This is a genomic window from Sphingopyxis sp. SCN 67-31 (assembly GCF_001725095.1).
Map to the genome: position 1 here is coordinate 1 of NZ_MEFH01000076.1, position 25109 is coordinate 25109.

Annotated in this window: 19 protein-coding genes, 1 pseudogene and 2 riboswitches; of the genes and pseudogenes, 2 read left to right on the forward strand and 18 right to left on the reverse strand. The window is 67.1% G+C overall.

The window, feature by feature from the left end; translation table 11 throughout:
- Positions 1-517: 517 nt before the first annotated feature.
- Entirely contained in the window at positions 518-1636 is a 1119-nt protein-coding gene (locus tag ABS88_RS15975; protein WP_104960311.1) for a lysylphosphatidylglycerol synthase domain-containing protein, read from the reverse strand.
- On the opposite strand from ABS88_RS15975, the gene ABS88_RS15980 reads away from it, so the two are divergent.
- Entirely contained in the window at positions 1617-2753 is a 1137-nt protein-coding gene (locus tag ABS88_RS15980; RefSeq protein WP_234002659.1) for a glycosyltransferase family 4 protein, read from the forward strand. The genes ABS88_RS15975 and ABS88_RS15980 overlap by 20 nt on opposite strands.
- On the opposite strand, the gene ABS88_RS15985 is transcribed toward ABS88_RS15980, so the two are convergent.
- Entirely contained in the window at positions 2721-4535 is a 1815-nt protein-coding gene (locus ABS88_RS15985; protein ID WP_212597513.1) for a hypothetical protein, read from the reverse strand. The two genes, ABS88_RS15980 and ABS88_RS15985, sit on opposite strands and share 33 nt — an antisense overlap.
- Positions 4536-4575: 40 nt before the next feature.
- Here ABS88_RS15985 and ABS88_RS15990 point away from each other — a divergent pair, with 40 nt between their 5' ends.
- Positions 4576-4986, forward strand: coding sequence for a GFA family protein (locus tag ABS88_RS15990; RefSeq protein ID WP_104959457.1), 411 nt, complete (start codon positions 4576-4578; stop codon positions 4984-4986).
- Between the two features lie 69 nt (positions 4987-5055).
- On the opposite strand, the gene ABS88_RS15995 is transcribed toward ABS88_RS15990, so the two are convergent.
- The 16 genes and pseudogenes from ABS88_RS15995 to ABS88_RS16070 form a co-directional block, all read right to left on the reverse strand.
- Positions 5056-6486 carry a serine hydrolase domain-containing protein gene (locus ABS88_RS15995; RefSeq protein ID WP_234002597.1) on the reverse strand — a complete coding sequence of 477 codons (1431 nt, stop codon included), beginning with the start codon at positions 6484-6486 and terminating at the stop codon, positions 5056-5058.
- Positions 6483-7802, reverse strand: coding sequence for a replication-associated recombination protein A (locus tag ABS88_RS16000; RefSeq protein WP_076074634.1), 1320 nt, complete (start codon positions 7800-7802; stop codon positions 6483-6485). The genes ABS88_RS15995 and ABS88_RS16000 overlap by 4 nt, the downstream gene beginning before the upstream one ends.
- Before the next feature lie 7 nt (positions 7803-7809).
- A complete protein-coding gene (locus ABS88_RS16005) occupies positions 7810-8967 on the reverse strand; it encodes a glycosyltransferase family 4 protein (RefSeq protein WP_067105848.1) in 1158 nt (385 codons plus the stop codon).
- Positions 8968-9017: 50 nt separating this feature from the next.
- Positions 9018-9959, reverse strand: a complete 942-nt coding sequence (locus tag ABS88_RS16010) for a hemolysin family protein (RefSeq protein ID WP_067105846.1) — start codon at positions 9957-9959, stop codon at positions 9018-9020.
- Positions 9960-9976: 17 nt separating this feature from the next.
- A complete protein-coding gene (gene ybeY / locus ABS88_RS16015; protein ID WP_067105844.1) occupies positions 9977-10483 on the reverse strand; it encodes an rRNA maturation RNase YbeY in 507 nt (168 codons plus the stop codon).
- Positions 10484-10583: 100 nt separating this feature from the next.
- Positions 10584-12646 (reverse strand): annotated as a pseudogene (locus ABS88_RS16020) (transglycosylase domain-containing protein).
- 434 nt (positions 12647-13080) lie between these two features.
- On the reverse strand, positions 13081-14637 hold the full coding sequence (locus tag ABS88_RS16025) for a fatty acid--CoA ligase (RefSeq protein ID WP_104959456.1): 1557 nt from the start codon (positions 14635-14637) through the stop codon (positions 13081-13083).
- Between the two features lie 97 nt (positions 14638-14734).
- A complete protein-coding gene (locus ABS88_RS16030) occupies positions 14735-15370 on the reverse strand; it encodes a DUF938 domain-containing protein (RefSeq protein ID WP_104959455.1) in 636 nt (211 codons plus the stop codon).
- Positions 15367-15822, reverse strand: coding sequence for an ABA4-like family protein (locus ABS88_RS16035; RefSeq protein WP_104959454.1), 456 nt, complete (start codon positions 15820-15822; stop codon positions 15367-15369). The genes ABS88_RS16030 and ABS88_RS16035 overlap by 4 nt, the downstream gene beginning before the upstream one ends.
- A gap of 25 nt (positions 15823-15847) precedes the next feature.
- Positions 15848-17353 carry an aminomethyl-transferring glycine dehydrogenase subunit GcvPB gene (gene gcvPB / locus ABS88_RS16040; RefSeq protein WP_234002658.1) on the reverse strand — a complete coding sequence of 502 codons (1506 nt, stop codon included), beginning with the start codon at positions 17351-17353 and terminating at the stop codon, positions 15848-15850.
- A 144-nt stretch (positions 17354-17497) separates the two neighbouring features.
- Entirely contained in the window at positions 17498-18856 is a 1359-nt protein-coding gene (gene gcvPA / locus ABS88_RS16045; RefSeq protein WP_076074624.1) for an aminomethyl-transferring glycine dehydrogenase subunit GcvPA, read from the reverse strand.
- Positions 18857-19008: 152 nt separating this feature from the next.
- Positions 19009-19380 carry a glycine cleavage system protein GcvH gene (gene gcvH, locus ABS88_RS16050; RefSeq protein ID WP_067105834.1) on the reverse strand — a complete coding sequence of 124 codons (372 nt, stop codon included), beginning with the start codon at positions 19378-19380 and terminating at the stop codon, positions 19009-19011.
- Positions 19381-19383: 3 nt separating this feature from the next.
- Complete coding sequence (gene gcvT, locus ABS88_RS16055) at positions 19384-20517, reverse strand: glycine cleavage system aminomethyltransferase GcvT (protein WP_076074621.1); 1134 nt, start codon at positions 20515-20517, stop codon at positions 19384-19386.
- A 54-nt stretch (positions 20518-20571) separates the two neighbouring features.
- Positions 20572-20675: riboswitch (glycine riboswitch) on the reverse strand.
- Positions 20676-20771, reverse strand: a riboswitch (glycine riboswitch).
- Positions 20772-21022: 251 nt separating this feature from the next.
- Positions 21023-21670: a Rossmann-fold NAD(P)-binding domain-containing protein gene (locus ABS88_RS16060; RefSeq protein WP_076074618.1), complete on the reverse strand. Its 648-nt coding sequence runs from the start codon at positions 21668-21670 to the stop codon at positions 21023-21025.
- 387 nt (positions 21671-22057) lie between these two features.
- The gene (locus ABS88_RS16065; protein ID WP_076074613.1) at positions 22058-23230 is read right to left on the reverse strand and encodes a deoxyguanosinetriphosphate triphosphohydrolase; all 1173 of its coding nucleotides are present in this window, start codon (positions 23228-23230) and stop codon (positions 22058-22060) included.
- On the reverse strand, positions 23227-25044 hold the full coding sequence (locus tag ABS88_RS16070) for an SPOR domain-containing protein (protein WP_244857934.1): 1818 nt from the start codon (positions 25042-25044) through the stop codon (positions 23227-23229). Before ABS88_RS16070 ends, ABS88_RS16065 begins: the two co-directional genes overlap by 4 nt.
- Positions 25045-25109 lie beyond the last annotated feature (65 nt).

Consider the following 25109-nt stretch of genomic DNA (forward strand, 5'->3'; position numbering starts at 1 on the left):
TCGCAATGACGAAGTGGGTCAATCCAAAGTCATCGGATTCTAGCTTTCGCGGGGATGACGTTTCCCTGTTTTCGCCGGGGATCACCAGCGTCCTTGTCTCAAGGGTATAAACGCCGACCTGATCCGGGGGAAGCAATCCAGGGCGCTTTACGCCTGCTCTGGGTTGCCGCGCGGCTTCGCCGCTCGCAATGACGAGTCCTTCTAAGGCGTGTGGGGATTCATCTTGCGACTGTCCTTTATCGTGTGTCCCCGCGAAGGCGGGGACCCATCTGCGGTGGTTCCGAGATGGAACCGGCCGAAGATGGACCCCCGCCTTCGCGGGGGAACACGGCTTTATACAATATCGCGGCGATAGACTCTGAAGCCCCACAGACCATAGAGCGGCGTGCCATAAACCTGCAACGCCCCTCATCCGTTCGTGTCGAGNAGACACCCATCGGCGTGGCGCAAGGCCGATGATTGTCTCGACTGCGCTCGACACGAACGGGACGATGGGTCAGATTTAAGGCTCGATGCTCTAACGCCTGTCGGCGGTAGCGGAACGGCCGAACAGGCCGAAAGCGCTGAGCAGCATGACCGCCAGAGTGGCGGGAATGTTGACGATACGCAGGACGAGGATCGCCAGAATCATCGGTCCGGCGGGACCATCGAGCAGTTCCGCGACGGCCGCCCAGCCCCATTCCGTGATGCCGAGATTGCCGGGAGTCAGGGCCGCAAGCGCCGACCCCTGAACCACCGCGAAACCCCAGACGGCCGATGTCACCGACAGGCCGGTCCCGATCAACAGCACCGCTGCAACGGAGCGGAGGCCGATGAACAGATATCGCACGATGCTGAGCGACAGGAGGCGCGTCGTCGTTTCGGGCGCATCCAGCCCCTTGTCGCGGGCGAACTGCAAAGTCTGCCGGACCCGGCCCGCCCCCGGCGCACCGGCGGGAATGAATCGGAGCGCGGCCGATAAGGGCGGTATCGACCGGAACATCCAGGGGGAAATCAGCACGGTGAAGGCCAATGCAAGCGCGACGCATGCGATGGCCATGGCCGGCGGCACGCCCAGCAGAAACAGGGCCAGACAGCCAGCGGCGCAAAGGACCAGAACCGCCACATCGAACAGCTGGTCGTAAACGGTGACGCTGGCACCCTGAAGAAAACTTCCTTCGAGATGGAGGCGGGTAACCGCGCCGCGGATCGCTCCGCTCGCCAGGAACGTGGGAACCACCTGTCCGACAAGAGCGGTCAGGGCGGAATAGAAGACGAGCATGGGAAGCGGAAAGGCACCGCTTTCGCCGTTCGCGAAATGCCTTTGCAGCAAACGCCATTTCAGCGCGCCGACGATCGACTGCCCTCCGATCGAGACGACACAGACAAGGAACAATATCGCGCCGTGCTCGCGAACCGGCCTGGCGACGTCATGCCAGCGCAAGTCACCGAAACGCACCGCGAGACCAACGAGAAGAATCGCCAGCAGAACAGTCGCCGCGCTCGCCCCCCAGCGCCGCGCCCGCGATCCTCCCGGTTGCCACGGCGGCGTTATTTGCAAAGCCCGGATGCCTTCACAACAATCGCTTCCCATTTTCGGCAACAGTGCCAATAGAGGGCATATGCCCGAATTGCTGATGATCTCCAGCCATTTCATCGACCATGGCGGCGGTCTCGAGCGGGTTGCGGACGACCTTGCAAGGCGATTGGCAGAGGATGGTCGTTTTGCCGTGACGCTGGCCGCGCACGGCCCCGCTCCATCGGGGCTCGCTTACCGAACGCTGGCATTGCGCGCGAGCAGCATCGTCGAGCGCCTGACCGGCCTGCCCCTCCTGTTCCCTCATCCGGCGGACCTGTTCGCACTGGCGAAGGCGGTGCGGAAGGCCGATGTCGTCGTCCTTCACGACAATCTCTATCTGGCAAATCTGATCGCCCAGTGGGTTGCGCAGCGGCGCGCGATACCGACCATCCTGATCAAGCACAGCGGCTGGGTTCACAGCCCATCGGCCGTCATGCGGACCGCCCAATCCATCGCGAACCGGCTGGTCCTCGGGCCATCGCTGCGCTCGGCGACCCGCTGCGTCGCAGTCACGGCAGCCAAGCGCGACAGCCTGTCGCATCTGGCGAGAGGGCGGAATATCGACGTCATCGAGAATGGCATCGACACCTCTCTCTTTTCCATTCAGGAGGTGGAGCGGGACATCGACGTCCTCTTCGTCGGCCGCTTCGTGGTCAAGAAGGGGATCGGACTGGTCGAACGCCTCGCCGCACAGATGCCCGAATGTCGCTTCCTATGCGCGGGTTTCGGCCCGGCAGCGCCACAACGCACGCGCGCCAATATCCTTGTCGTGGACCGGCCGGACCCGGCCGAGATCGCGCGCCTCTATGCACGCGCACGGGTCGTCGTCGTCCCGGCCCACAGCGAAGGCACGCCCCTCGTCGTTCCCGAAAGCCTGGCCTGCGGCACCCCGGTCATCGCAAGCAGGCAAGCAGCCCATCCAGCGCTGCCCCTCGCAGCCATTTTGCCGATCGACCTCGACTGGCCGGACGCCGTCGTCCGGCAATGGAAGGCGGCGATCGCCGCCGCCCTGGCCGAAAAGGCCGATCCCCATCGCCTTCACAAGGCGGTGACCGACCATTTCAGCCTGATTGCCACGGCCGGACGCTATGCCGCATTGATCGAGGAGGTTGTCGGCGTGCCGTATGCCCTTCCGGAGCGGCGGAGCGCGCGTCCGGAGGATTCAATCGACGATATCGCATCCGGCGCTTCGTAATTTTTGCTCCACAGCCCGATCGGCGCTGTCGTCTCCCGTTGCGCTACGAAGGCCGTAATAGGCAAGAATCGGTTCGAGCGCCTTGCCGTCGATGAACGTGACCGAGGGCCGCTCGGCACAGATCGCCAGCGCCGCCGCGGAGTCGATTTTTTCACGCCACAGGCGCAGCGGGCGCCGGTCCAGATAGGGCGGATTGACGATGAGATCGGTGGCAAAGGGCGCGTCGTTTCCGCCGATGACGACATAGTCGGCGTCCATCCGGTCGATCTGCTTCGAAATGCGCGCCGAAGGGGCATAAAAGGCGTGCGCCATCCACATCTGCACAGGCAGTAGGACCGCGATGCCGGCCAATGTGGTGCGGATCAGCAACGGACGCCAGCGCGGCAGGTGGGCAGGCATCGACTTCCAGCCGAACAGCGCGAGCAGGATGGCATTGCCGATGAGCCCGTGAAGATAACGATAGCCGAAACCATGTCCCTGATAGGGAAGGATGACCGTCATGACGACGACGGTCAGCGCGATGCTGCCGGCCAGTGCCGCCGCCAGCCGGTCCCGGCGCACGGCTCCCAGCCCGGCCATCGCAAGCGGAAGCAGCAGCACAGGCCCCCAGGCGACGAAGCGCAGCAGATTGGACGCCATATCCGCTACCCGGAGGTTATTATCCTTCGCCAGCGCCGCCGTCAGCCGATTCAGATAGTCCGCGGTGCCGCCTCCCCCTGCCGGGGGCGCCATCTGCACGATGGACGCTATCCATGTCGGCCAAAGATACCAGAAATAGCCGATCGCCAGATAGCCGGCGAAATAGAGCGCCGCGCGCCGCCAGCTTCTTTCGAGCAACAGCAACGACAGGACGGGGGCCGCGAAAAGCGGATGCATGATCGGCTGGTGGAGCCCGACGGCGACGAAAGCGACGACGAGCGCCGTTGCGTCCGACCATGTCCGGCGCTGCAGGAACAGCCGCAGCCAGACGAGGTTGAGCGCAAGATGCCCCGGCATGGCGTAGGCCGTCATCCCGTTGGCGAGGATCTGCGCCGAGCCGATGTAGAGCAGCAGGCCGACCACCGCCGGCTCGCGATCCTCCGGCCATATCCGCCGCGCGCAACTCCAGAGCGCCAGCCCGCCGATCAGCGTCATCAGCGGGCCGGTCAGCGCCGGGGTCGCGAATGCCCCGACGATCGCGCGAAGGGCCGCATTCAGGGGCAGATAGTCGGAAACCCAGGCTGCCCGGGGATCCGCCCGGTACATGAAGACGGTATTCAGCACATCGGAATGCGCGCGCCACAATTCAGGCAAAAGAGCTGCCACCCCTCCCCGCCCAAACACCACGGCATCGAACGTCGCCATCTGCTCGTCGCGGCTCATGTCGTAGCCCGACAATATCCAGTAGTGGCCGGCGAAGGCGATCAGCGCCATGCAGCCGGCGGCGGCTATGGCGACACGCAATGATCCTACCATGGGCTCGTGCCGCGCAGGAAGTTGCCAGAAGCAAATTATGAGCAGGAGGCTAGCACCGAACAGGAGCCATCGATCCTGCCGGTGAAGGAAGAACAGGCTGAGGTCGGCATGGGGTTCATATAAGGCGGAGAGTATGAAGGCCAGGAGTGTAACGGCCGCCAGCCACACGAACGCCCGGCGGAAAGGGTCTTTCCCTGCGGCCGTATCGCCACTCGGGTCACCCATGCTGCGCCGCACTGTCCGCATCGCCTGACAGTGCACGATCATGCCTAATTTTATGTTAACCTTGGGCTTCGCACCTGTACCGGGCGGCTTTGCAGCCACCATATGTTTATGATATGTTCCCCGCCAACTTAGGGAGACAGCCATGACCGATTCACCCACTCGCGCCAACGGCGGATGCCATTGCGGCGCAATCCGTTATTCGATGCCGACTGCGGTCGAGCATCATGCCTTGTGTCACTGCAGCGACTGTCGCCGCCACGCGGGGGCGCCGCTGGTCGGCTGGGCGCTCGTCGGACAGGACGCGCTGGAGGTCAGCGGCACGCCTAAAATCTATGCGTCATCGGAGCATGGCCGGCGCCATTTCTGCGGCGACTGCGGCACCGGGCTCTTCTATACCAACGATGCCGTCTTTCCCGGTCAGATCGACGTCCAGACCGCGACGCTCGACGACCCCGACCTGATCCCCGCGCAGGTGCAGATCCAGACCGCCGAGCGCATCGGCTGGATGGCTCGGCTCGACGCGATTCCGGCTTTCGAGCGCTATCCGGGGTAGCGTGGTTTCACGCCGGCCAGCGAGGGACCGACGCGAAAGAAACAATAGGTCGGCTTTGCGCGAAACGCGTTACGATCCATCGGCTGCGACGACCGCACGGACAAGCGCGGCGATGTCGAGCCGCTCGGCGGCATCGTCATAACCCTGGCGGACGATCACCAGTCGGCGCGATGGGATGACGACCATATATTGGCCGCGGTTCCCGAAGGCGCCGAAGGCATCGGCCGGGATGCCCTCCGACGCATCGAGCAGCCAGAAGCCCGCGCCATAGCCGAATGACCCATCGGGCTGCGGTCCTGCGCGCGCCGTCACGAAGCGGCGCCAGTCGGCGGGCAGCAGCCGTTCGCCCCGCCACACGCCGTCGTCTTGATAGAGCAGCCCCAGCCGGGCCAGGTCGCGCGCTGTGGTCGAAACCTGACTCGACAGGATCGCATCGCCGTCCTTGTCGCGCTCGATGAAAGTCCGCGTCATCCCGATCCGATCGAGAAAGGCGGCAGGATCGAAGGGCTCCCCTGCCCTTTCCAGCGCCGCCTTCAGCGACAGGACGGCGAGCAGCGTATCGTTGTTGGCGTAGCGATAGCGCGTCCCCGGCGGGTTCAGCAGCGGCCATTGCGTCGTCCACTGCCGCACCGACGCACCACCCATATAGATGGCGTCGGTGCGGTTGCCCGCGCTGTCGCTGGTCAGCCCGCTCGCCATACGCATGAGCTGTTCGGTGGTGATCGTCGCGCGCGGGTCGCCCGCCGTCCGCCATTCGGCGATGCGCGCCGGCGCCTTCACGTCGAACCGCCCGCGCTCGACGGCGTGGCCGATCAGCGTCGCGGCGATCGACTTGGCGACCGAGAAGGTGCGCTGCGCGGTGTGCACCCCATGCCCCGGCTGATACCATTCGAGGGCAATCCGGCCGTCCTTGACGATCAGCAGCGAACTCGTCCGGCCGCCGAAGCGCGCCCTGTCCGCCGCGACTGCCGAGAAGCGCGCCTCTCCATCGGCGACACGCGCATCACGGTCGCCGAGCGGCCACGGCTGCGCGTCGAGATTCGGTCGCGTGTCGTGCGAAAGCGCTCCCACCGCACCCGGTTCGGCGCCGATCGGCAGCGTCACGCAACCGTCGCGCCCCGTCCATTCGGCGACCCGCGGCGGCATGTCGTCGCGATAGCGCACCGTGACGCGTTTCGCCTTCATATCGATCTCGGCGCGGGTCGCGCGGACATCGGCTTCGATCTCCGGATAGATATGCGTCAATTCATCGCGCTCGATATCGGCGAGCGCCTTGCCCGCTCCGTTCCACAGGGACGAGCAGGTGAAAGCGGCGCGATAGCCCGCCGCCCAGGCGCGATTCAACTCGGCGTTCGTCTCGGCTGCCTGCGTGGGAAGCGGCAGCGCCGCGACAGCCAGCGCGAGCAGCACACGACGCATCGCGTCAGGGCCGCGCACCGAAGCGGACGAACGATTCGGACCGACCTTCCCTATGCGCTGTCCACCGAAAACCATCGTCATTCGCCTTTCCGTTCGCGCCGCCGCTCATCCCACCAGGCGAGCCGTTCGGCGATACGTTTTTCGAAACCGCGGTCGACGGGGCGATAGAAGGTCGCGGCTTCCATGTCGTCGGGCCAATAATTGTCGCCTGAGAAACCCTCGGGCGCGTCATGGTCGTAGCTGTAGCCCGCGCCATAGCCCAAATCCTTCATCAGCTTCGTCGACGCGTTGAGGATGTTCGCGGGCGGCGCCAGACTACCGGTGTCGCGCGCTGCCGTCCACGCGGCCTTCTGCGCGGTATAGGCGGCGTTCGACTTGGGCGCGGTGGCGAGATAGAGGCATGCCTGCACGATCGCGAGTTCGCCCTCGGGCGAACCGAGAAACTGGAAGGCGTCCTTGGCGGCAAGGCATTGCACCAGCGCCTGCGGATCGGCGAGCCCGATGTCCTCGCTCGCCATGCGCGTGAGGCGGCGGAGCAGATAGAGCGGTTCCTCGCCCGCAACGAGCATCCGCGCCAGCCAATAGAGCGCCGCCTGCGGGTCCGACCCGCGCACCGCCTTGTGCAGCGCGGAGATCAGATTGTAGTGGCCGTCGCGATCACGGTCGTAGACCGGCATGCGGCGGTGCAGGAACTGCCCGACCTCGCCCGCGTCGAGCGGCGTCTCGATGGCCGCGGCGAACAGCGTCTCGACCTGGTTGAGCAGAAAGCGGCCGTCGCCATCGGCGCTCGCGATCAGCGCGGCGCGCGCCTCGTCGGTGACGGGAAGGCGGCGCCCCACCTCGGCCTCGGCGCGCGCGACCAGTGTCGCCAGCGCCGCCTCGTCGAGCCGGTGCAGCACCAGCACCTGCGCGCGGCTGAGCAAGGCGGCGTTGAGCGCGAAACTTGGATTTTCGGTCGTCGCGCCGACGAGCACCACCGTGCCGCGCTCGACATAGGGCAGGAAACCGTCCTGCTGGGCGCGGTTGAAGCGATGGATTTCGTCCACGAACAACAGCGTCCGCTTGCCCGCCGTCGCCATCTTCTCGGCATCGGCAAAGGCTTTCTTGAGGTCGGCGACGCCGGAGAACACCGCCGAAAGCGGCGCGAAGCGCATCCCTACCGCCTCGGCGAGCAGCCGCGCGATCGTCGTCTTGCCGGTGCCGGGCGGTCCCCAGAGGATGATCGACGCCAGTTGCCCCGCCGCGACCATCCGCCCGATCGCACCCTCGGGACCCGTCAGATGCTCCTGCCCGACGACATCGGACAGGCTGCGGGGACGCAGCCGCTCGGCGAGCGGAATCGGGCCGGCAGCGCCCGGGTCGCGCTGCTGCTCCGCATCGTCGCCGAACAGGTCCATGGCGCGCTCAGCCCCGTTGCCGCTGCTTTTGCCGGATCAGCCGCAGATAGGTGTCGGCCACCGCCTGGTTGATCGCATCCCATTGATAGGCGGCGCTTTCCGCTAGTCCAGCCGCGCCGTGTCGCGCGCGCAGCGCGGGGTCGCGGCAATAGCGCTCGAGATCGTCGGCAAAGCCGGTGATCGCGCCCGGCGAGACGAGATAGCCGGTCTGGCCGTGCTTGACGATGCTCGCGCTGCCGGTCGCGCGCGCCGCGACGACCGGCAACCCGCACGCCATCGCTTCCAGCGTCACATTGCCAAAGGTCTCGGTGACCGAAGGATTGAACAGCATGTCGCACGATGCGACGGCGCGCGCGAGATTCTCGCCGCCCTGAAAGCCGACGAAGCTGGCGTGCGGCAGGCGCGATTCGAACCAGTCGCCCGCCGGTCCCTCGCCGATCACCACCACATGGTGCGGAACGCCGCGGCGCTGGAGCAGGTCGATCGTGTCAGCGAAGACATCGAGCCCCTTTTCCATCACCAGCCGGCCGAGGAAGGCGACGACCGGCACATCGTCGGCGATGCCCCACGAACGGCGCCACGCTGCGTCGCGGCGGTCGGGCCGGAAGATGTTGCGCTCGACCCCGCGCGTCCAGATGCCGATGTCGTAGTTCATCCGCTGCTCGCGCAGCACCTGCGCAAAGCTTTCCGACGGCGCGATCAGCGCGTCGCAGCGGCGATAGAGCCGCCGCAGCCATGCGACGACCAGCGGTTCGAGGAAGGACAGGTTGTAATAGCGGAAATAGGTCTCGAACCGCGTGTGGACCGAACAGGCGACCGGAATATTGCGCCTCCGCGCCCACGCCGCCGCCTGCCGCGAGACGCGATCTGGGCTGGAGATGTGCAGGATATTGGGCGCGAATTTGGCGATATCCTCGCGAACGCGCGCGGAGAAGGACAGCGGAATGCGATATTCGCTGCGGCCGGGGATCGCCATCGACGGCACGCTGACGAGGTCGCCGGTCGGCGCAAAGTCGGGGTCGTCGACGGTCGGCGAATAGACACGGACCGCCGCGCCCTGCCCCAGCAGATAGCCGACGAGGCGGTTGAGCGCCTTGTTGGCGCCATCGACCGTCATATTGTAGTTGCCGCTGAACAGCGCGATGCGAAGGTCGGAAACGTCCATCGCCCCTGCGCTAATAGCATCGCCGCGCAAAGGCAATCGGACGCGCGGCGTCAGAACTCGTCGCCGCGGTCTCCCGGCGCTTCTAGGTCGACCTCGACCGGCGGATGCAGGCGCAGGTGGTGGACGCGCTTCTCGTCGGCCTCGGTCACCTCAATCCGCCAGCCGCTAGGATGCAGCAGCACCTCGCCGACACCGGGCACATGCCCCGCGAGCACTGCGGACAGGCCGCCGAGCGTGTCGACATCCTCCTCGACATCGGCCAGCCGTGGGTCGATCGCCTCGCCGATGTCGTCGAGTTCGGCGCGCGCGTCGGCTTCCCAACAGCCGTCCTCGCCCGGCGCGAAGAGCGCCATTGGCTCGTCGTCATATTCGTCCTCGATCTCGCCGACGATCTCCTCGACCAGATCCTCGATGGTGACGAGACCCTCGGTTCCCGAATATTCGTCGATGACGATCGCGAGGTGGGTGCGCTGCGCGCGCATGTCGGCGAGCAGGTCGAGCACCCCCATCGACTGCGGGACATAGAGCGGCTGGCGGATCAGGTCGAGCAGCGGCGGCGGGTCGCGTCCCTCGGCGAGCACCGCGAACACGTCCTTGACGTGGATCATCCCGACCACCTCGTCGAGGTTGCCGCGATAGACCGGCAGACGACTGTGCCCCGCATCGACGAACAGCGCGACGACCTCGTCGAAGCCCGCGCTCTCGTCGATCGCGATGATGTCGGCGCGCGGCACCGCGACGTCGTCGACGGTCTGCTCGCCGAAATGCAGCAGGTTGCGCAGCATCTTGCGCTCGATCGGCGACAGATCGCCGACGATGCTGCTGCCGCGGCGTTCGGCGCTTTCCTCCTCGGCCTCGTCGATCGCCTCTTCGATCTGTTCGCGCAGCGAAGGTTCGCTGTTGCCGCCGAACAGCAATGTGCGGATTCCGGCCCACAGGCCGGATCTACTGTCCTCGTCCGATCGGTTGGAAGCCCCAGGCTCGTCGGGCATGTCGCTCGCTTTTTCCGTTAATCCTGCACCGCATATGGATTGGCGATGCCCAGCGATGCAAGGGCTTTCACCTCCAGCGCCTCCATCGCGTCGGCAGCGGGGTCATCGAGATGGTCGTATCCGACGAGATGGAGCGTGCCGTGGACAATCAGGTGCGTCGCATGATCGGCGATCGGCACCGCCTTTTCCACCGCCTCGCGCACGCAGGTCTCGCGCGCCAGCACGATGTCGCCGAGCAGTATCTCGCCGTCGTCGCTGTTGCTGAGCGTGTCGAGCAGGTCGGCCTGTACCTGCGGAAAGGACAGCACGTTGGTCGGCCGATCCTTGCCGCGAAAATCGCGGTTGAGCGCCTGCACCTCGGCATCGTCGGTCAGCCGCACCGCGACCTCGACGAGCGGCGCGGCGTCGGCAAGCCCCGCCCAGGGCGTCAGCGCCAGCGCCGCCGCGACCGCTTCCGCCGCGCGGGCGTCCCAGTCGAGCGGATCGGGCCAGGGCGTGGCCTGGTGAGTCTCAACGCTCAGCATGACAGGCGCCGGAACGCGGCGGAAGGAAAGAAGGCGATCATGCCCGCCACGCTATCGCCGCGGCGCCTCGCGGGACAGCGAAAAAATCCCTCGCCGCCCCTCATTGCGGCCCCTGCGGCGGCGGCTGGGCCGGCTGGGCCTGCACCTCGGCGGGCCGGTCGCCGCCGATGGGCAGCTTGAGGTCGATGCGCGTGCCGTTGATCTCCGTGCTGATCACGGCATTTCCCTTTTCGAGCCCGACGCTGGTCCGGTCGGACACCGGAATCGCGGGAATCTCCGGCACGTCGAGCGGCTGGACGGGGCCGCCGGGATCGGTCGCACGGGCGGGAGGCGCGGACCGCGGCGCATTGTGTCCGCGCGCCCGCACCATGAAGTCGTGCCAGATGCGCGCGGGCAGCCCCCCGCCAGTCACCCCGCTAAGCGGCGAATTGTCGTCGTTGCCGATCCACACGCCGACCACCAGCCCGTTCGCATAGCCGACGAACAGCGCATCGCGGCTGTCCTGCGTCGTGCCGGTCTTGCCGTAATTGGCCTGCGGCAGTCGCGCCGCGCGCCCGGTGCCGCGGTTGACCGCGGCGCGCAGCATCCGTTCGATATCGCCGTGGACGCGCCGGCCGAAATGATGCGGCCCCAAGAAAAGCGATTCGAACCAGCCGGGCTCCGCTTCCTTAAAGGCGTGCGGAACGACCGGATAGCTGTCCGCCGCGACCGCGGCATAGGCGGCGGTGAGTTCGAGCAGCGTCATGCTCGACGTGCCGAGCGCCAGACTGGGATCGCCCTTCGCGAGCGGCGCGGTGACGCCTAGGTCGCGCGCCATGCGGATCACCTTGTCGTCGCCGACCTGTTGCAGCAGTCGCACCGCGGCGACGTTGCTCGACCGCGCGAATGCCTCTTCGAGCGTGATCTTGTCCGAATAGGCGCCGCCGGCATTCTTCGGCTGATAGGCGCCGGTGGCGATCGGCGAATTGGCGATGGTGTCGTCGGGCCGCCAGCCATCCTTCAGCGCGGCCAGATAGACGAACAGCTTGAAGGTTGATCCCGGCTGGCGCCGCGCCTGCGTCACGCGGTTGAAGGGCGACGCAGCATAGTCGCGCCCGCCGACCATCGCGACGACTTCGCCGTTCGGCCGCATCGCGACCAGCGCGACCTGCGCCTTGCCGGGTACCGCACGGCCGGCGACGCGGCGCGCCACCGCCTGGAGCCGCGCGTCGAGCGTGGTGCGGATCGTGCGCCGCGCATAGCCGACGTCGGACAGCTTGCGCGCCTCGGGCAAGGCCCAGTCGGCGAAATAGGTGCCGGTCGGCAGGTCGTCGCGTGTCCGCACGTCGATGCGCGGGGGCGGATCGCCCGCGCCTCGACGGTGGACAGCGCGCCGGTATGGACCATCGCACCGACGACCAACCGCATCCGTTTTTCGGCGAGATCGGGGTTCTTCGTCGGCGCGAGCCGCGACGGCGCCTGCACCAGCCCCGCCAGCATCGCCGCCTGCGCCGGGGTCAGCTTCTCGGGCTGACGGGAGAAATAGTGGAGCGAGGCAGCACGCAGTCCATAGCGATTGTCGCCGAAATAGGCGTTCGACAGATAGCGTTCGAGAATTTCGTCCTTGGTCAGCCACGCTTCGAGCCAGAAGGCGATCAGCGCCTCGCGCGCTTTGCGTCCCAGCGTGCGCTTCGGGGTCAGGAAGGTGAATTTGGCGAGCTGCTGTGTGATGGTGCTGCCGCCCTGCCGCCGCCCGCCCGAAACATTGGCCCAGACGGCGCGCGCGATGCTGCGCGGATCGACGCCCCAATGGCTGTAAAAGCGCCGATCCTCGATCGCCAGGAAGGCGGCGGGAACATGCGCCGGCAGTTTCGCGACCTCGACCGGCGTGTCGACCACCGCCCCCATGCGCGCGATCGGCGTGCCATCGGCGGCGAGCAGCGTGATTTCGGGCGGCGCAATCGGCTCGAGCGATTTCGACAGCGGCGCGGTCAATGCGAGCCACCCGATCAGCAGGATGAAAGCGGCGCACAGCACCGCAAAGGCCCGTCCTGACCGCCGCAGCCATTTGCGCGCCCGCGTCTCGGCGGGCGGCGGAAAGGCGGCATTCGGATCGGGAAACGACGCGCCCGCCGCGGGCACGGCGGCGGCTTCGATGGCGACGGGTTTACGGGACCAGAGCATGCTTTCGCCTGCGTATTACACTGACAACACAGGAGAGGCAAACGCGTTCCGCCGCGATTCCGGCCCGTGATCGGGAAGGATCGGGATGGCTTCAGGCCGATCCCACGTCTTTTCCCTTCGTCATTCCCGCGAAGGCGGGAACCCAGTGAAAGGTCAGCTGACACACGCCCTGGATCCCCGCTTTCGCGGGGATGACAAGATAGGAATATCTGGAATCCATCCCGAAGCCGCCGCGCATTCCTACAATATCCGGCTATGATAGCCCGTTTGCGATGCGCCGCGTCGATCGCCTCCTCTCCTCCCTTCCGCAACGCGACCTTTCCCGCCCAGACGGTCAAAAAGAGGGGGGCGTAGTGTGACTTTCATACACTTTGAAATAAAATGTCGCGGGTAATCTGACCATTTCGACGAGCGCGGAATCCGTCGACTCTCCCCTAATTCACCATCCGCTCATAACCTTCCCAATAGGGCGCGCGCAGGTCCTTGCGCAGGATCTTGCCGCTGGCGTTGCGCGGCAGCGCCTCGATCACGTCGATGCTGCGCGGGGCCTTGAACGCGGCGATGCGCTCGCGCGCCCAGGCGATGACGTCGGCCTCGTCGATCGTCATTCCCGGCTTCGGCACGCAGACGGCCTTGACCGTCTCTCCCCATTTGGCGTCGGGCACGCCGATCACCGCGACCTCCTGCACCGCGGGATGGCCGTAGATCGCGCTTTCCACTTCGGCCGGATAGACGTTTTCGCCGCCCGAGATGATCATATCCTTCACCCGGTCGTGGATATAGAGATAGCCGTCCGCGTCCATATATCCGGCGTCGCCAGTGTGGATCCAGCCATCGTCGGTCATCGTCTTCGCGGTCGCCTCGGGCAGGTTCCAGTAGCCGAGCATGTTGTTCGAAGATCGGGTGACGACCTCTCCCACCTCGCCGGTCGACACGTCGCGGCCGTCGGCGCCGACGATGCGGATTTCGACCCCGGGCAGCGGCTTGCCCGCCGATCGCATCCGTTCATTGCCTTCGGGATCGTGATCCTCCGGTGGCAGCATGCAGATCGTCCCGGTCGTCTCGGTCATACCATAGGCCTGGATGAACTCGGCGCCGAACATCCGGATGCATTGGCGCAGCAGTTCGAGCGGGATCGGCGCGGCGCCGTACAGGATATATTTGAGCCGACTGTAATCGACGCTAGCGCACCGCGGATGCATCAGCAGCATCTGCAACGCGGCGGGCACGATGAAGAAGCGCGTCACGCCGTGCTGCTCGACCGCGTCGAACACGCCTTCGGGATTGAATTCGGCAAGGATCACGCCGGGCAGCCCTGCGGCGAGCGCCATGATGCCGAGCCCGGTGCCGCCGATATGCGCGCACGGCATGGCGACAAGCACCGCCTCGTCATCCTCCCACTTGGTGTAGGGAAGGTCGAGATCGGCCGAATTCTTGCGCAGCGCAAAGAGGTTGCGGTTCGACAGCACCGCGCCCTTGGGATGGCCGGTGGTACCCGAGGTATAGAGTTGCAGCACCGCATCGTCGGGACCCGACGGCATGAAGGCCCCACGCGGCGTCGCGTCGATCAGCGCGCGAGTCGCGTCGGCGCCGCCGATCCGCGGGCCATGGTCAAGCTTGCCGGCGAGTTGGTCGGCCACCGCATCGAACCCCGGACCGGTGAAAACGATCTTCGCCTTCGTATCATTGACGATGAACGCCCATTCGGTGGGCGACAGGCGCCAGCCGATCGGCGCCATCACGATGCCGGCGCGCGCCGCGCCGAAAAAGAGGGTAAAATACAGATCGCTGTTCTTGCCGATCCACGCGATGCGATCGCCCTTTTGCAGCCCCGCCTCGGCGAGCGCCGTCGCGACCCGCGCGGTACGCTCTTCCAGTTCGGCATAGGAGAAGACGCGATCTTCCTCGCGCATCGCGATCCGGTCGGGCCGGTCGGCGGCCCAATGCGTGATGAATTCGTCGAACGTCACCAGGTCCGTAATATCGACCATCGGTTCTCTCTCCTCGAATCGCGTTGCTTTTTGCAATCGAGGGCAAGGCTAGCGGCTCTGCGCGCAAGGGAAAAGCGCGCAGATGTGACAGGGTGAGTCAGCGGCGGCAGAACAGCAGCATCAGGTTGTTCGCCGGCATCGCGCGGCGCGCAGCCAGGCTGAAGCCCGCCTGCTCCGCCGCCGCCGCGACCGACGCCGTGTCGCGCAGACCCCAGGCAGGGTTGCGGGCGCGAAGGCTGGCATCGAACGCGCGGTTGCTCTCGGCCGTCGGCACGTCGGCCTCGACATAGGGGCCATAGAGGATCAGCGGCGCGCCCGGCGACAGCAGCCGCGCCGCGCCCGCGAACAGGCCCAGCGTCGCCTCCCACGGGCTGATATGCACCATGTTGATGCATAGAATCGCGGCGGCGCGAGCGACTGGCCAATCGGGCGTGGCGGCATCGAGCTGCAGCGGCAGCAGGATGTTCGCGGCCGCCGCCTCCCCGCTCCACGCGACTATCGAGGTCAACGCGTCGGGATCGGGGTCGCTTGGCTGCCATGTCAGCGCCGGAAAGGCGACGGCGAAATGGACGGCATGCTCGCCCGATCCGCTCGCGATTTCGAGCACCGTGCCAGTTGCGGGAAGCCAGTCGGCAAGCACCGCGGCAATCGCTTCGCGGTTGCGCAGCGTCGCGGGGGCGTGGCGTTTCTCGCCGCCGCCTCTATCGGCCGACAGCCAGGGCTTCGGCGTCACTGCGACCGAATCCGCGCTCCGGCCCGCGCGCGGCGTTCGCGCCAGACCAGCCACAGGAACAGGCCGACCGGTCCCGCGAGCAGCGTCAGCAGCAGGAAAGGAAACTGGACGATGCGGCCGAAACCCTTGCCGTCGGCGTCGCGGGCGATCCACAGCCCGGCGAACAGGTCGAACGCCAGATAATGCACCCACCCCAGCGTCGCCCCACCCGGCGTCTCGAACAGCTTCATCACCCCGGCCAGCGAGGTGAAGTCGCCGCCGCCCGTCCCGCCCGAATCGATCCCGCCGCTCAGGAACCCGCCGATCAGCACGACATAGAGCAGGCAGAGCAGCGCCACCCCCGCATAGAGGATCAGCGACAGGATCCACGGGCTGCGCGGCGCGAAGGCCAGCACCAGCCACCCGGCTATCGCCCAGTAATTGGCCAGCAGAAACAGGCTGTCCCAGCTCATCGCGATCCTCCTCCCGCTTCGGTCATCACCCCTCCCAGCGCAGCACCGGCTTGCGCGCCGCGAGCGTCTCGTCGAGCCGGGCGCGCGGAGCGAAATGCGGGGCCGACTTGAGCGCCGGATCGCCGTTCTTCGCACGCAGCGCAATGCTGCGCAGCGCGCCGATGAACTGGTCGAGCACCGTCTTGCTCTCGGTCTCGGTCGGCTCGATCAGCATCGCGCCGTGAACGACGAGCGGGAAATAGACCGTCATCGGATGATAGCCCTCGTCGATCAGCCCCTTGGCGATATCGAGCGTCGAGAAGCCTTCGGCCAGTCCCTTGTCGCTGAACAGCGCCTCGTGCATGCACGGGCCCGACGCCGCAAAAGGCGCTTCGAGGACATCTTCGAGGCTGCGCAGGACGTAATTTGCGTTGATCACCGCATCTTCGGACACCTGCTTGAGCCCATCGGCGCCGTGGCTGAGGATATAGGCGAGGGCGCGGGTGAACATGCCCATCTGGCCGTGGAAGGCGGTCATGCGGCCGAAGCTGTCGGGATGCGCCTCGCCCGCATTTTCCTCCTCGATCAGGCGAAAGCGGTCGCCGTCCTTCGTCACGAAGGGCAGCGGGGCGAAGGGCGCCAGCGCCGCCGACAGCACCACCGGCCCCGACCCCGGCCCGCCGCCGCCGTGCGGGGTCGAGAAGGTCTTGTGGAGGTTGATGTGCATTGCATCGACCCCCAGGTCGCCGGGCCGCACGCGACCGACGATCGCGTTGAAATTCGCGCCGTCGCAATAGACATAGCCCCCGGCGGCGTGAACCGCGTCGGAAATGGCCTTCAGGTCGCGCTCGAACAGCCCGCAGGTGTTCGGATTGGTGATCATCACCCCGGCGACGTCGGGACCCAGCCGCGCCTCGAGCGCCGCCAGATCGACGCGACCCTCCGCGTTCGCCGGAATATCCTCGACCGTGAAGCCCGCAAAGGCGGCGGTCGCGGGATTGGTGCCGTGCGCGCTTTCGGGGACGAGCAGAACGCGCCGGTCCTCGCCGCGCGCCGCGAGCGCCGCCTTGATGCACAGGACACCGCACAGTTCGCCGTGCGCGCCCGCCTTGGGCGACATGGCGACCGCGTGCATACCCGTCAGCGTCACCAGCCATTCGGCGAGTTCGTGGATCACCGCATAGGCGCCCTGCACCGTTTCTTGCGGCTGGAGCGGGTGGACGTCGGCGAAGCCGGGCATCCGCGCGACCTTTTCATTGAGGCGCGGATTGTGCTTCATCGTGCAGCTTCCGAGCGGGAAGAGGCCGAGGTCGATCGCATAATTCTGGCGCGACAGGCGCGTATAATGGCGCACCGTCTCGGATTCGCTGAGCCCCGGCAGGCCGATCGGCGCCGAACGCGCGAGCGGGCCGAGGTCGGCCGCGCCGGTATTTTCGTCGAAGTCGACGCCGGTGGTTTCGGTCGAACCGATTTCGAACAGCAGCGGTTCTTCGAGCATCAGCGCGCGGTTGCCGGTGAAGGTCGTGCTGTCGTCGGCGCCGCCCGCGTTCATTTCGGGGCGCCAGCCGCTCTGATTCAAAGCCATGATCTTAAATCCCGTTCAGGCTGAGCTTGTCGAAGCCCTGCTCTTTTCTTGCGGCGGTCAGGAAAAAGGACGGCCCTTCGACAAGCTCAGGGCAAACGGAGAGCGGGAAAGTCATGCCAGCACCTCCTTCAGCGCCGCGGCAAAGGCGGCAATATCGTCCTCGGTCACGGTTTCGGTCACGGCGACCGCCAGCCCGTTCGCCAGCGCATCATTGTCGGGATAGAGGCGGCCGAGCGACACGCCGCCGAGGATGCCCTTTTCGGCAAGCCGATGGATCACGGGCCGCGCCTCGGTCGGCAGGACGAGGGTGAATTCGTTGAAGAAGGCCGCGTTGAGCAGCGACACCCCCGGCACCTTCGCCAGTTCGGTCGCAGCCGCCTTCGCGCGCTGGTGGTTGATCGCTGCGAGCCTGCGCAACCCCGCCTCGCCGAGCAAGGTCATGTGAATGCTGAACGCCAGCGCGCAAAGACCGGAATTGGTGCAGATGTTGCTCGTCGCCTTTTCGCGGCGGATATGCTGCTCGCGCGTCGAGAGCGTCAGCACGAAACCGCGCTTGCCGTTCGCATCGACCGTCTCGCCGCACAGGCGTCCCGGCATCTGGCGGACATATTTGCTCTTGCAGGCGAACAGGCCGACATAGGGCCCGCCGAACTGGAGCCCGACGCCGATCGCCTGCCCCTCGCCGACGACGATGTCGGCGCCCATCTCGCCCGGCGCCTTGATCAGCCCCAGCGCGACGGGTTCGGTCACGACGGCGATCAGCAGCGCGCCCGCGGCCTGACACGCCTCCGCCAGCGCGCTCATGTCGTCGATGCGGCCGAGGATATCGGGATATTGGACGACGACGCAGCTCGTATCCCCGTCGACAGCACCGGCGAGCGCCGCCCAGTCGGTTCCGGGTTCGAGGGTCGGGTCACCGTCGACGAGCGTATCGCCCGTATAGGTCGCCATGGTGCGCGCGACGCTGCGGTAATGGGGGTGCAGGCCGGTCGAGAGCAACGCCTTGCCCCGCCGCGTGATCCGCCGCGCCATCACGATCGCTTCCCAGCAGGCGGTCGAGCCGTCGTACATCGATGCATTGGCTACGTCGGTGCCGAACAGCCGCGCGACCTGGCTCTGGAATTCGAACAGCATCTGCAGCGTGCCCTGCGCAATCTCGGGCTGATAGGGCGTATAGGCGGTCAGGAACTCGCCGCGCTGGATCAGATGGTCGACGCTTGCCGGGACGTGGTGGCGATAGGCGCCGGCGCCGAGGAAGAAGGGTCCATCGCCCGCGACGCGGCTCTGGCGCGACAGCGCGGCCATTTGGCGCTCGACCGCCAGTTCGCTCGCATGCATCGGCAGGCCGGGGATCGGACCGGAAAGCCGCGCCTCGGCGGGTACGTCGGCGAACAGATCATCGATCGACGCGGCGCCGACTGCGGCAAGCATTTCCTTGCGGTCGTCGGGAGTGAGCGGAAGGTAGCGCATTTCACTGTCTCCCCCCTCCTGCAAGCGGGAGGGGCTGGGGGTGGGCATAGCCGCAGAGGTGATCCCATCGTTCGGGCCCACCCCGCTGCGACTAGCGAGCAAGCTCGCAAGTCTCGCTGCCCCTCCCGCAAGCGGGAGGGGGCGATTCCGATCTAAAGACTATCGCAGAAGGTCTTGTATTCCTTGGCGTCCATCAACCCGTCGAGCTGGCTCTTGTCGCCGAGCGTCATGCGGAAGAACCAGCCTTCGCCCTCGGGGTCGGTATTGACCAGTGCCGGGTCCTCCTCGAGTTGGCCATTGCCTTCGGTGACGGTGCCGTCGACGGGGGCATAGACGTCGCTTGCCGCCTTCACCGATTCGACGACCGCGGCGTCGCCGCCCTTGGTCAGTTCGGCGCCCGCATCGGGCACCTCGACGAAGACGATATCGCCGAGTTGGCCCTGCGCGAAATCGGTGATGCCGACCGTCGCGACATCGCCGTCGACGTCGATCCATTCATGTTCCTCGGTGAAATAACGCGGCATCGATCAGGCTCCCTGCTTGCGGACATAGTTATGCGGAACGAAGGGGGTCGCGGCGACGACGACGGGCACGCGCTTTCCGCGCACCTCCGCCGCGAGCGCGGTACCGGGTTCGGCGAGGCCTGTCGGGACATAGGCCATCGCGATCGGCGCGCCGACGCTGGGGGCAAAGCCGCCCGAGGTCACGATGCCGACCTCGACATTGCCGTCGAACAGCTTCGCGCCTTCGCGCACCGGCAGCTTTCCATCGACCGTCAGGCCGACGCGCTTGCGCGGCGCGCCATCGGCCAGATGGCCGAGGATGCGCGCGGCACCGGGGAAATTGGCCTCCTCGCGGCGGCGTTTGCTGATCGCGAAGGCCAGATCGCCCTCGATCGGATCGGTCGCCGGGTCGAGATCGTGGCCATAGAGCGGCAGCCCCGCCTCCAGCCGCAGCGAATCGCGCGCGCCGAGGCCGATCGGCTTCACTTCCTCCATCGCGCACAGCGCGTCGGCGAAGGGCGTGAGCGCCTCGTTCGGCAGCGCGATTTCGAAGCCGTCTTCGCCGGTATAGCCCGAACGGCTGAGCGCAATCGCGTGCCCCTGCCACGTCGCCCGCGCCGTCTGCATGAAGACGAGCTCCGTCACTTCCGGCACCAGCCGCGCGAGCGCCGTCGCGGCCTTTGGTCCCTGCAAGGCGAGCAGGCCATAATCCTCGTTGTGGTTGAGCGTCACGGCGTCGGGGAGATTCTCGCGCAGATAGGCAATGTCATCCCATTTGACCGCGCCGTTGACGACGATGCCCAGCCGGTCGCCCTCGTTGGTGATCATCAGGTCGTCGAGGATGCCGCCATCCTCCGCCAGCAGCAGCGAATAGCGCATGCGGCCGGGCTTGAGCCCCGCGATGTCGCCGGGGACGAGCGCTTCGAGCGCGACGACGACGCCCTCGCCCTCCAGACTGATCTGGCCCATGTGGCTGACGTCGAACAGGCCGGCGTGCTCGCGCGTCCACAGATGTTCGGCCATGATGCCTTCATACTGGATCGGCATCCAGTAGCCGGCGAATTCGACCATTCGCGCACCCTTCGCGCGGTGCCAGGCGTCGAGCGGCAGCGTCGCGGTTTCCACCGCTTCCTCGGCCGGCAATTCGGTGTCGGTCATAACAGTCTCCCGCGTTGACATGGCGAACGCACGGCCCGGTGCCGCGGTTTCCGCCATGCCCCCTCTGTCACGGGAACCTGAGAGTTTTCCTCCATGCGATCATGGAGTTACCCCTTCGGTGGTCGGGCGCGAGCCGCGACGCTTTCCAGAGTGTCCAGTCCGGCTGCGCGGTCCCTTGACCTGAGAGTTTCCGGGGCGGTTGCTCCTTCGGTGGCGGTGCAGTCGCCTGCCCCGCGCTCTCCCGCGCGGCCGGTCGAATCCCCTGCGGGGAGCCGACAGACGCGCGAGCCTTGGCTGCGCGCCCGCGCGGAGTCAATCGAAGAACGACGCATGATTCCGCACCCTCGTCACCCCGGATCAAATCGGCCCATATGCCCTTCCCGGCAAGCAAGGTTCGTGCCCCTGTCGAAGCCGGGGTCAGATGAGGTTGCGCGGCCCCGCGTGGACCCCGGCTTTCGCCGGGGAACGGCTCGTTCGAAAAGGGGTGACGAGGAAGAGAGGCGCGTCAGATCAAAGCCCGGATCGCGTCGTTTTCATGGACATGCACGCCGGACTCCCCCTGCCCCGAAAGCCGCACGATCGCACGCGCGACAGTCGCCGCGGGGATCGAGCGATAGCGGCGCAGCATGCCATGGAGCAGCGCGTTGGTGAAAGGCGCGGCCATCATAGCGATCCCCTCGCCGAGCCGTGGCGCCCCTTCGCGTGTGCCCGTCAGCAGGCCGGGGCGAAGAATATCGAGACGCACGAAATCGAGCGCGCGCAAGTCCGCCTCCATCTCACCCTTGGTGCGCAGGTAGAAATTGCGACTCTTCGCCGAGGCGCCGACCGAGCTGACGACGATCATCTGGCGGGCGCCGCCCAGCCGCGCACCGCGCGCCGCGGCGAGCACCAGGTCGTGATCGACCGCGCGAAACGCCGCCTGCGATCCTGCCTGCCGGATCGTCGTGCCGAGGCAGCAGATCAGGGTCGCCGGCCGTTCGGCGGCGATGATATCGGCCCAGCGTTCCAGCGGCGCGACGAGCGCGTGCCCATCCGGCGCCCCATCGACCGCGCGCCGCGCGAGGATGGTCAGCGGGCGGTCGTCCATCGCCGCGACCACCCCACGTCCGACGAGACCGGTCGCACCGATCAGCAAGATGTCAGGGGATGCCATGGCCGAAGCTTAGCGGCGCGGGCGCGGTTGGCAATGCGGCGGGTGTATGTTTCGCGCAGAGACGCAGAGGCCGCGGAGATGAGGTGGAAGAGGATTCACGCGGAGGCGCGGAGGCGTGGAGAGATTTTGCGCCCTCCCCCTCCCCATGTCGTTCCCGCGAAAGCGGGGATCCAGTTGCGACGCTGGCGATCCAACGCTGCCGCGCCGTTTATTCTTTTCGCTGGATTCCCGCTTTCGCGGGAATGACAAAGGGGAGTGGCGCCGAGCGAGGATGAGGAAGCGGAAGATGCGTTTACGCACCCTCTCTTCTTTCTCCGCGCCCTCGCGTGAGCCAGAACTCTGCGTGCTCCGCGCCTCTACGCGAATCTCATCCCAACGCCGCGCCGGTCAGGCGTGCGCCAGCGCCTCGGGCACCGCGTCCCGGCCGAAAATCTCCGCAAAGCGGTCGATGGCGAAGCGGTCGGTCATCCCGGCGATATAGTCACCGATATGACGCACCGTCGCACCGTCGCCTTCGGGCAGGCGCGATCCCCAATCCTCCCCCATCAGGCGCGGATCGGCCGCATAGGCTTCGAATAGCCGCGACACGACCTCCTTCGCTCCCGCTGCCGCCGCGATCTGCGAGGGGTGATGGTAGAGGTTCGCATACATGAAGCGCTTGAGGTCGCGTTCCTGCCGCGCCAGATCGTCCGAGAAATCGCCGAGGGTCCGGCCCGCGGCGCGGACCTCGGCGACGCTCGCGACACCGGAGGCAGTGACATTGGCCCCGGTCGCGGCGATCACGTCGTTGACCATCACCCCGATCTGGTCGCGCACCAGCTCACGCAGCAGCCGGTCGCGCGGCGCGCCGGGAAAGCGCTTCTCGACCGCACGATAATTGGCGGCCACGAAGGGCTGCGCCATCAACTGGTCGAGCGTCAGCAGACCGGCGCGCAGCCCGTCGTCGATGTCGTGATTGTCATAGGCGATGTCGTCGGCCACCGCGGCGACCTGCGCCTCCAGGCTGGCATGGCTGGACAGGTCGAGCGGGAATTCGGCATCGATCTCGGCCAGCGCCCATCCCGGATGGCGCACCGGGCCGTTGTGCTTGGCCAGTCCCTCGAGCGTTTCCCACGTCAGGTTGAGCCCGTCGAAGCGCGGATAGGGGCATTCGATCCGCGCCAGCGTGCGCAGCGTGTGGCCGTTGTGGTCGAACCCGCCGTGCGCCCGCATCGCATCCTTCAGCGCGGCCTCCCCCGCATGGCCGAAAGGCGGATGCCCGATATCGTGCGCGAGGCACAGCGCCTCGGTCAGATCCTCGTTGAGGCCGAGCGCGCGCGCGATGCCGCGACCGATCTGCGCCACCTCTATGCTGTGGGTCAGGCGGACGCGGTAATGATCGCCGTCGGGGGCGACGAACACCTGCGTCTTGTGGCGCAGGCGGCGGAAGGCGATCGAGTGGATGACGCGGTCGCGGTCGCGCTGAAAGGCGTCGCGCGGGCCGCGCACGCCGTGCCCCGGCTCCGCATGTAGGCGGCCGCGCGTGCGCGCAGGGTCGCTCGCGCACATCGCCAGCGTCATTTCACGGGATCGACGGTCTCGCCCGCCTCGCTGTTGAACAGGAAGCCGTCGCCGCCCGCCTTCTTGTAGTCGGCGAGCCAGTCCTGCGCCGCCTTCTTGCTAGCGAAGGGACCGACGAGCAGGCGGCGCGTCCGGCCCCATTCGGCGGTGGCGCCCGCCTTGCCCTTGAAGAGATCGGCGTTCTTCTTCGCGAAACGGTTGTAGTCGAAGGCCAGCGCCTTTTCGTTGGCGCCGGTGGCGATCTGGACCCACAGGCGTGCGGGGTTCGCCTTTTTCTTCGCCGCTTCCTCCTTCGCCTTGGCGTCGGCTTCGGCCTTTGCCTTGGCAGCCGCCTCTTCCTTCTCGCGCTTCGCGGCCTCGGCGGCCTCGGCCTTGCGTTTCTCCGCCTGGAGCATCGCGAGCGTGTCGGCACCGATCGCATTGTCGGGCCGCGCCAGTTCCTCGGGCGGAATCTCGATCGAACCGATGATGGCGGCGAGCGATGCGAGCGGCGCCGCGGCGGTCGGCTTCGCCACGGCCGCGGCGGGATCGGGCGGCGGCGCGGCGGCGATGGCGGGCGCGGCCGATGGCGAAGACGGAACGGCGGCGCCCGGCGACGGCGCACCGCTGCCACCGACCGAGAAGCCGGGGCCGACCGGCCCCGACGCATGGTTGACCGCGACGCCGATCGGCGCTGTGCTGTTCGTGGGCGGCGGAACGGACTGCGCGGGAGCGGGCGACGGAGCCTGCTGTGTGGACGGGAGCGCGGGCTTGCGTTCCGCTGGGGTCGGGGTCGATGCCGCGGAGGTAGCCGGCGGCGTGGCTCGCGGCTGCGGCCGGGTGTCGGGAGACGTCGTGGCGAGCGCCGGAACCCGCCGCGCGGGCGAAGGGGCGGCAGCACTGGCACGCCCGCGTTCGGACCGCTGGCCGCTGGCCGGGCGCCGCGCATCGACAGGCGCCGAAACGGGCGCAGGCGTCGGCGCGGGGGTCGCCGCCGCCATCTGCACCGGCTTGCGGCGCGGACCGAGTTCGCCCGAAGGGAAGCGGCCGAAATGCGCCGCCGCCGCCTGCTGCGCAGGGTTGAGCCGGTCGAGTTGGGTTAGGTAGGGGAGGATGTTTTGCGCGAGTTGTGGCGGCATCGTCGCGTTGACGATGTCGGTCGCTTCCTTGTCGCGGCCGTTCATTGCGAGGATCATCGCGCGGACCCGCCAGGCGCCGCGGTCCTGCGCGCGCAGTTGCGGCGTCAGCATCTCCACCGCCCGGTCGGGATCGCCGCTGATCCCCAGCGACAGCGCATAGCGGCGCGTGACCTCTTCATTCGGGCCGAGCGACAGCGCGAGTTGATAGTCGCGCTGCGCCGCATCCTGCTGGCCGAGCAGGTCGCGCGCGAGCCCGCGATCAGCGAGGAACAGGCGTTCGGGCGCGCCCAGCAACTGCGCCTCCCCGAAATAGTCGAGCGCGCGGGTCGGATTCTCCATGCGGACCATCGTCGATCCGAGCGCCGCCTTCACCGCCCCGTCGCGCGGATTCGCCTTTTCCGCGCGGACGAGAAAGCCGAGCGCGGCGCGATAATCCTCGAGATCGATCGAGGCGCGGCCGGCATCGAGCAGCGCACCGGGATCGGACCCGTTCGCCGCAATGCGGGGGATCGCCGACGACAGCAGGGTGCGCGCCGCGGTCCGCTTCTCCATCGCCGCTTTGGTCGCCGCGTCGGGCTGGCTCGCCTGCAACGCCATGGCCGGCCCCGCCGCCGCCGTTCCCAACAGCAGCAGCGTGGCGAAAGCCGTGGCGCGGCGGCGTGCACGTCCCGACCCGGAAGGTGCTCCAGCCGTCAATTTCGATCGCCACATGGGCAAAGTCATCCCGATCTACGGTCCGCCCCTGCCCGTCGCAGCGGCCG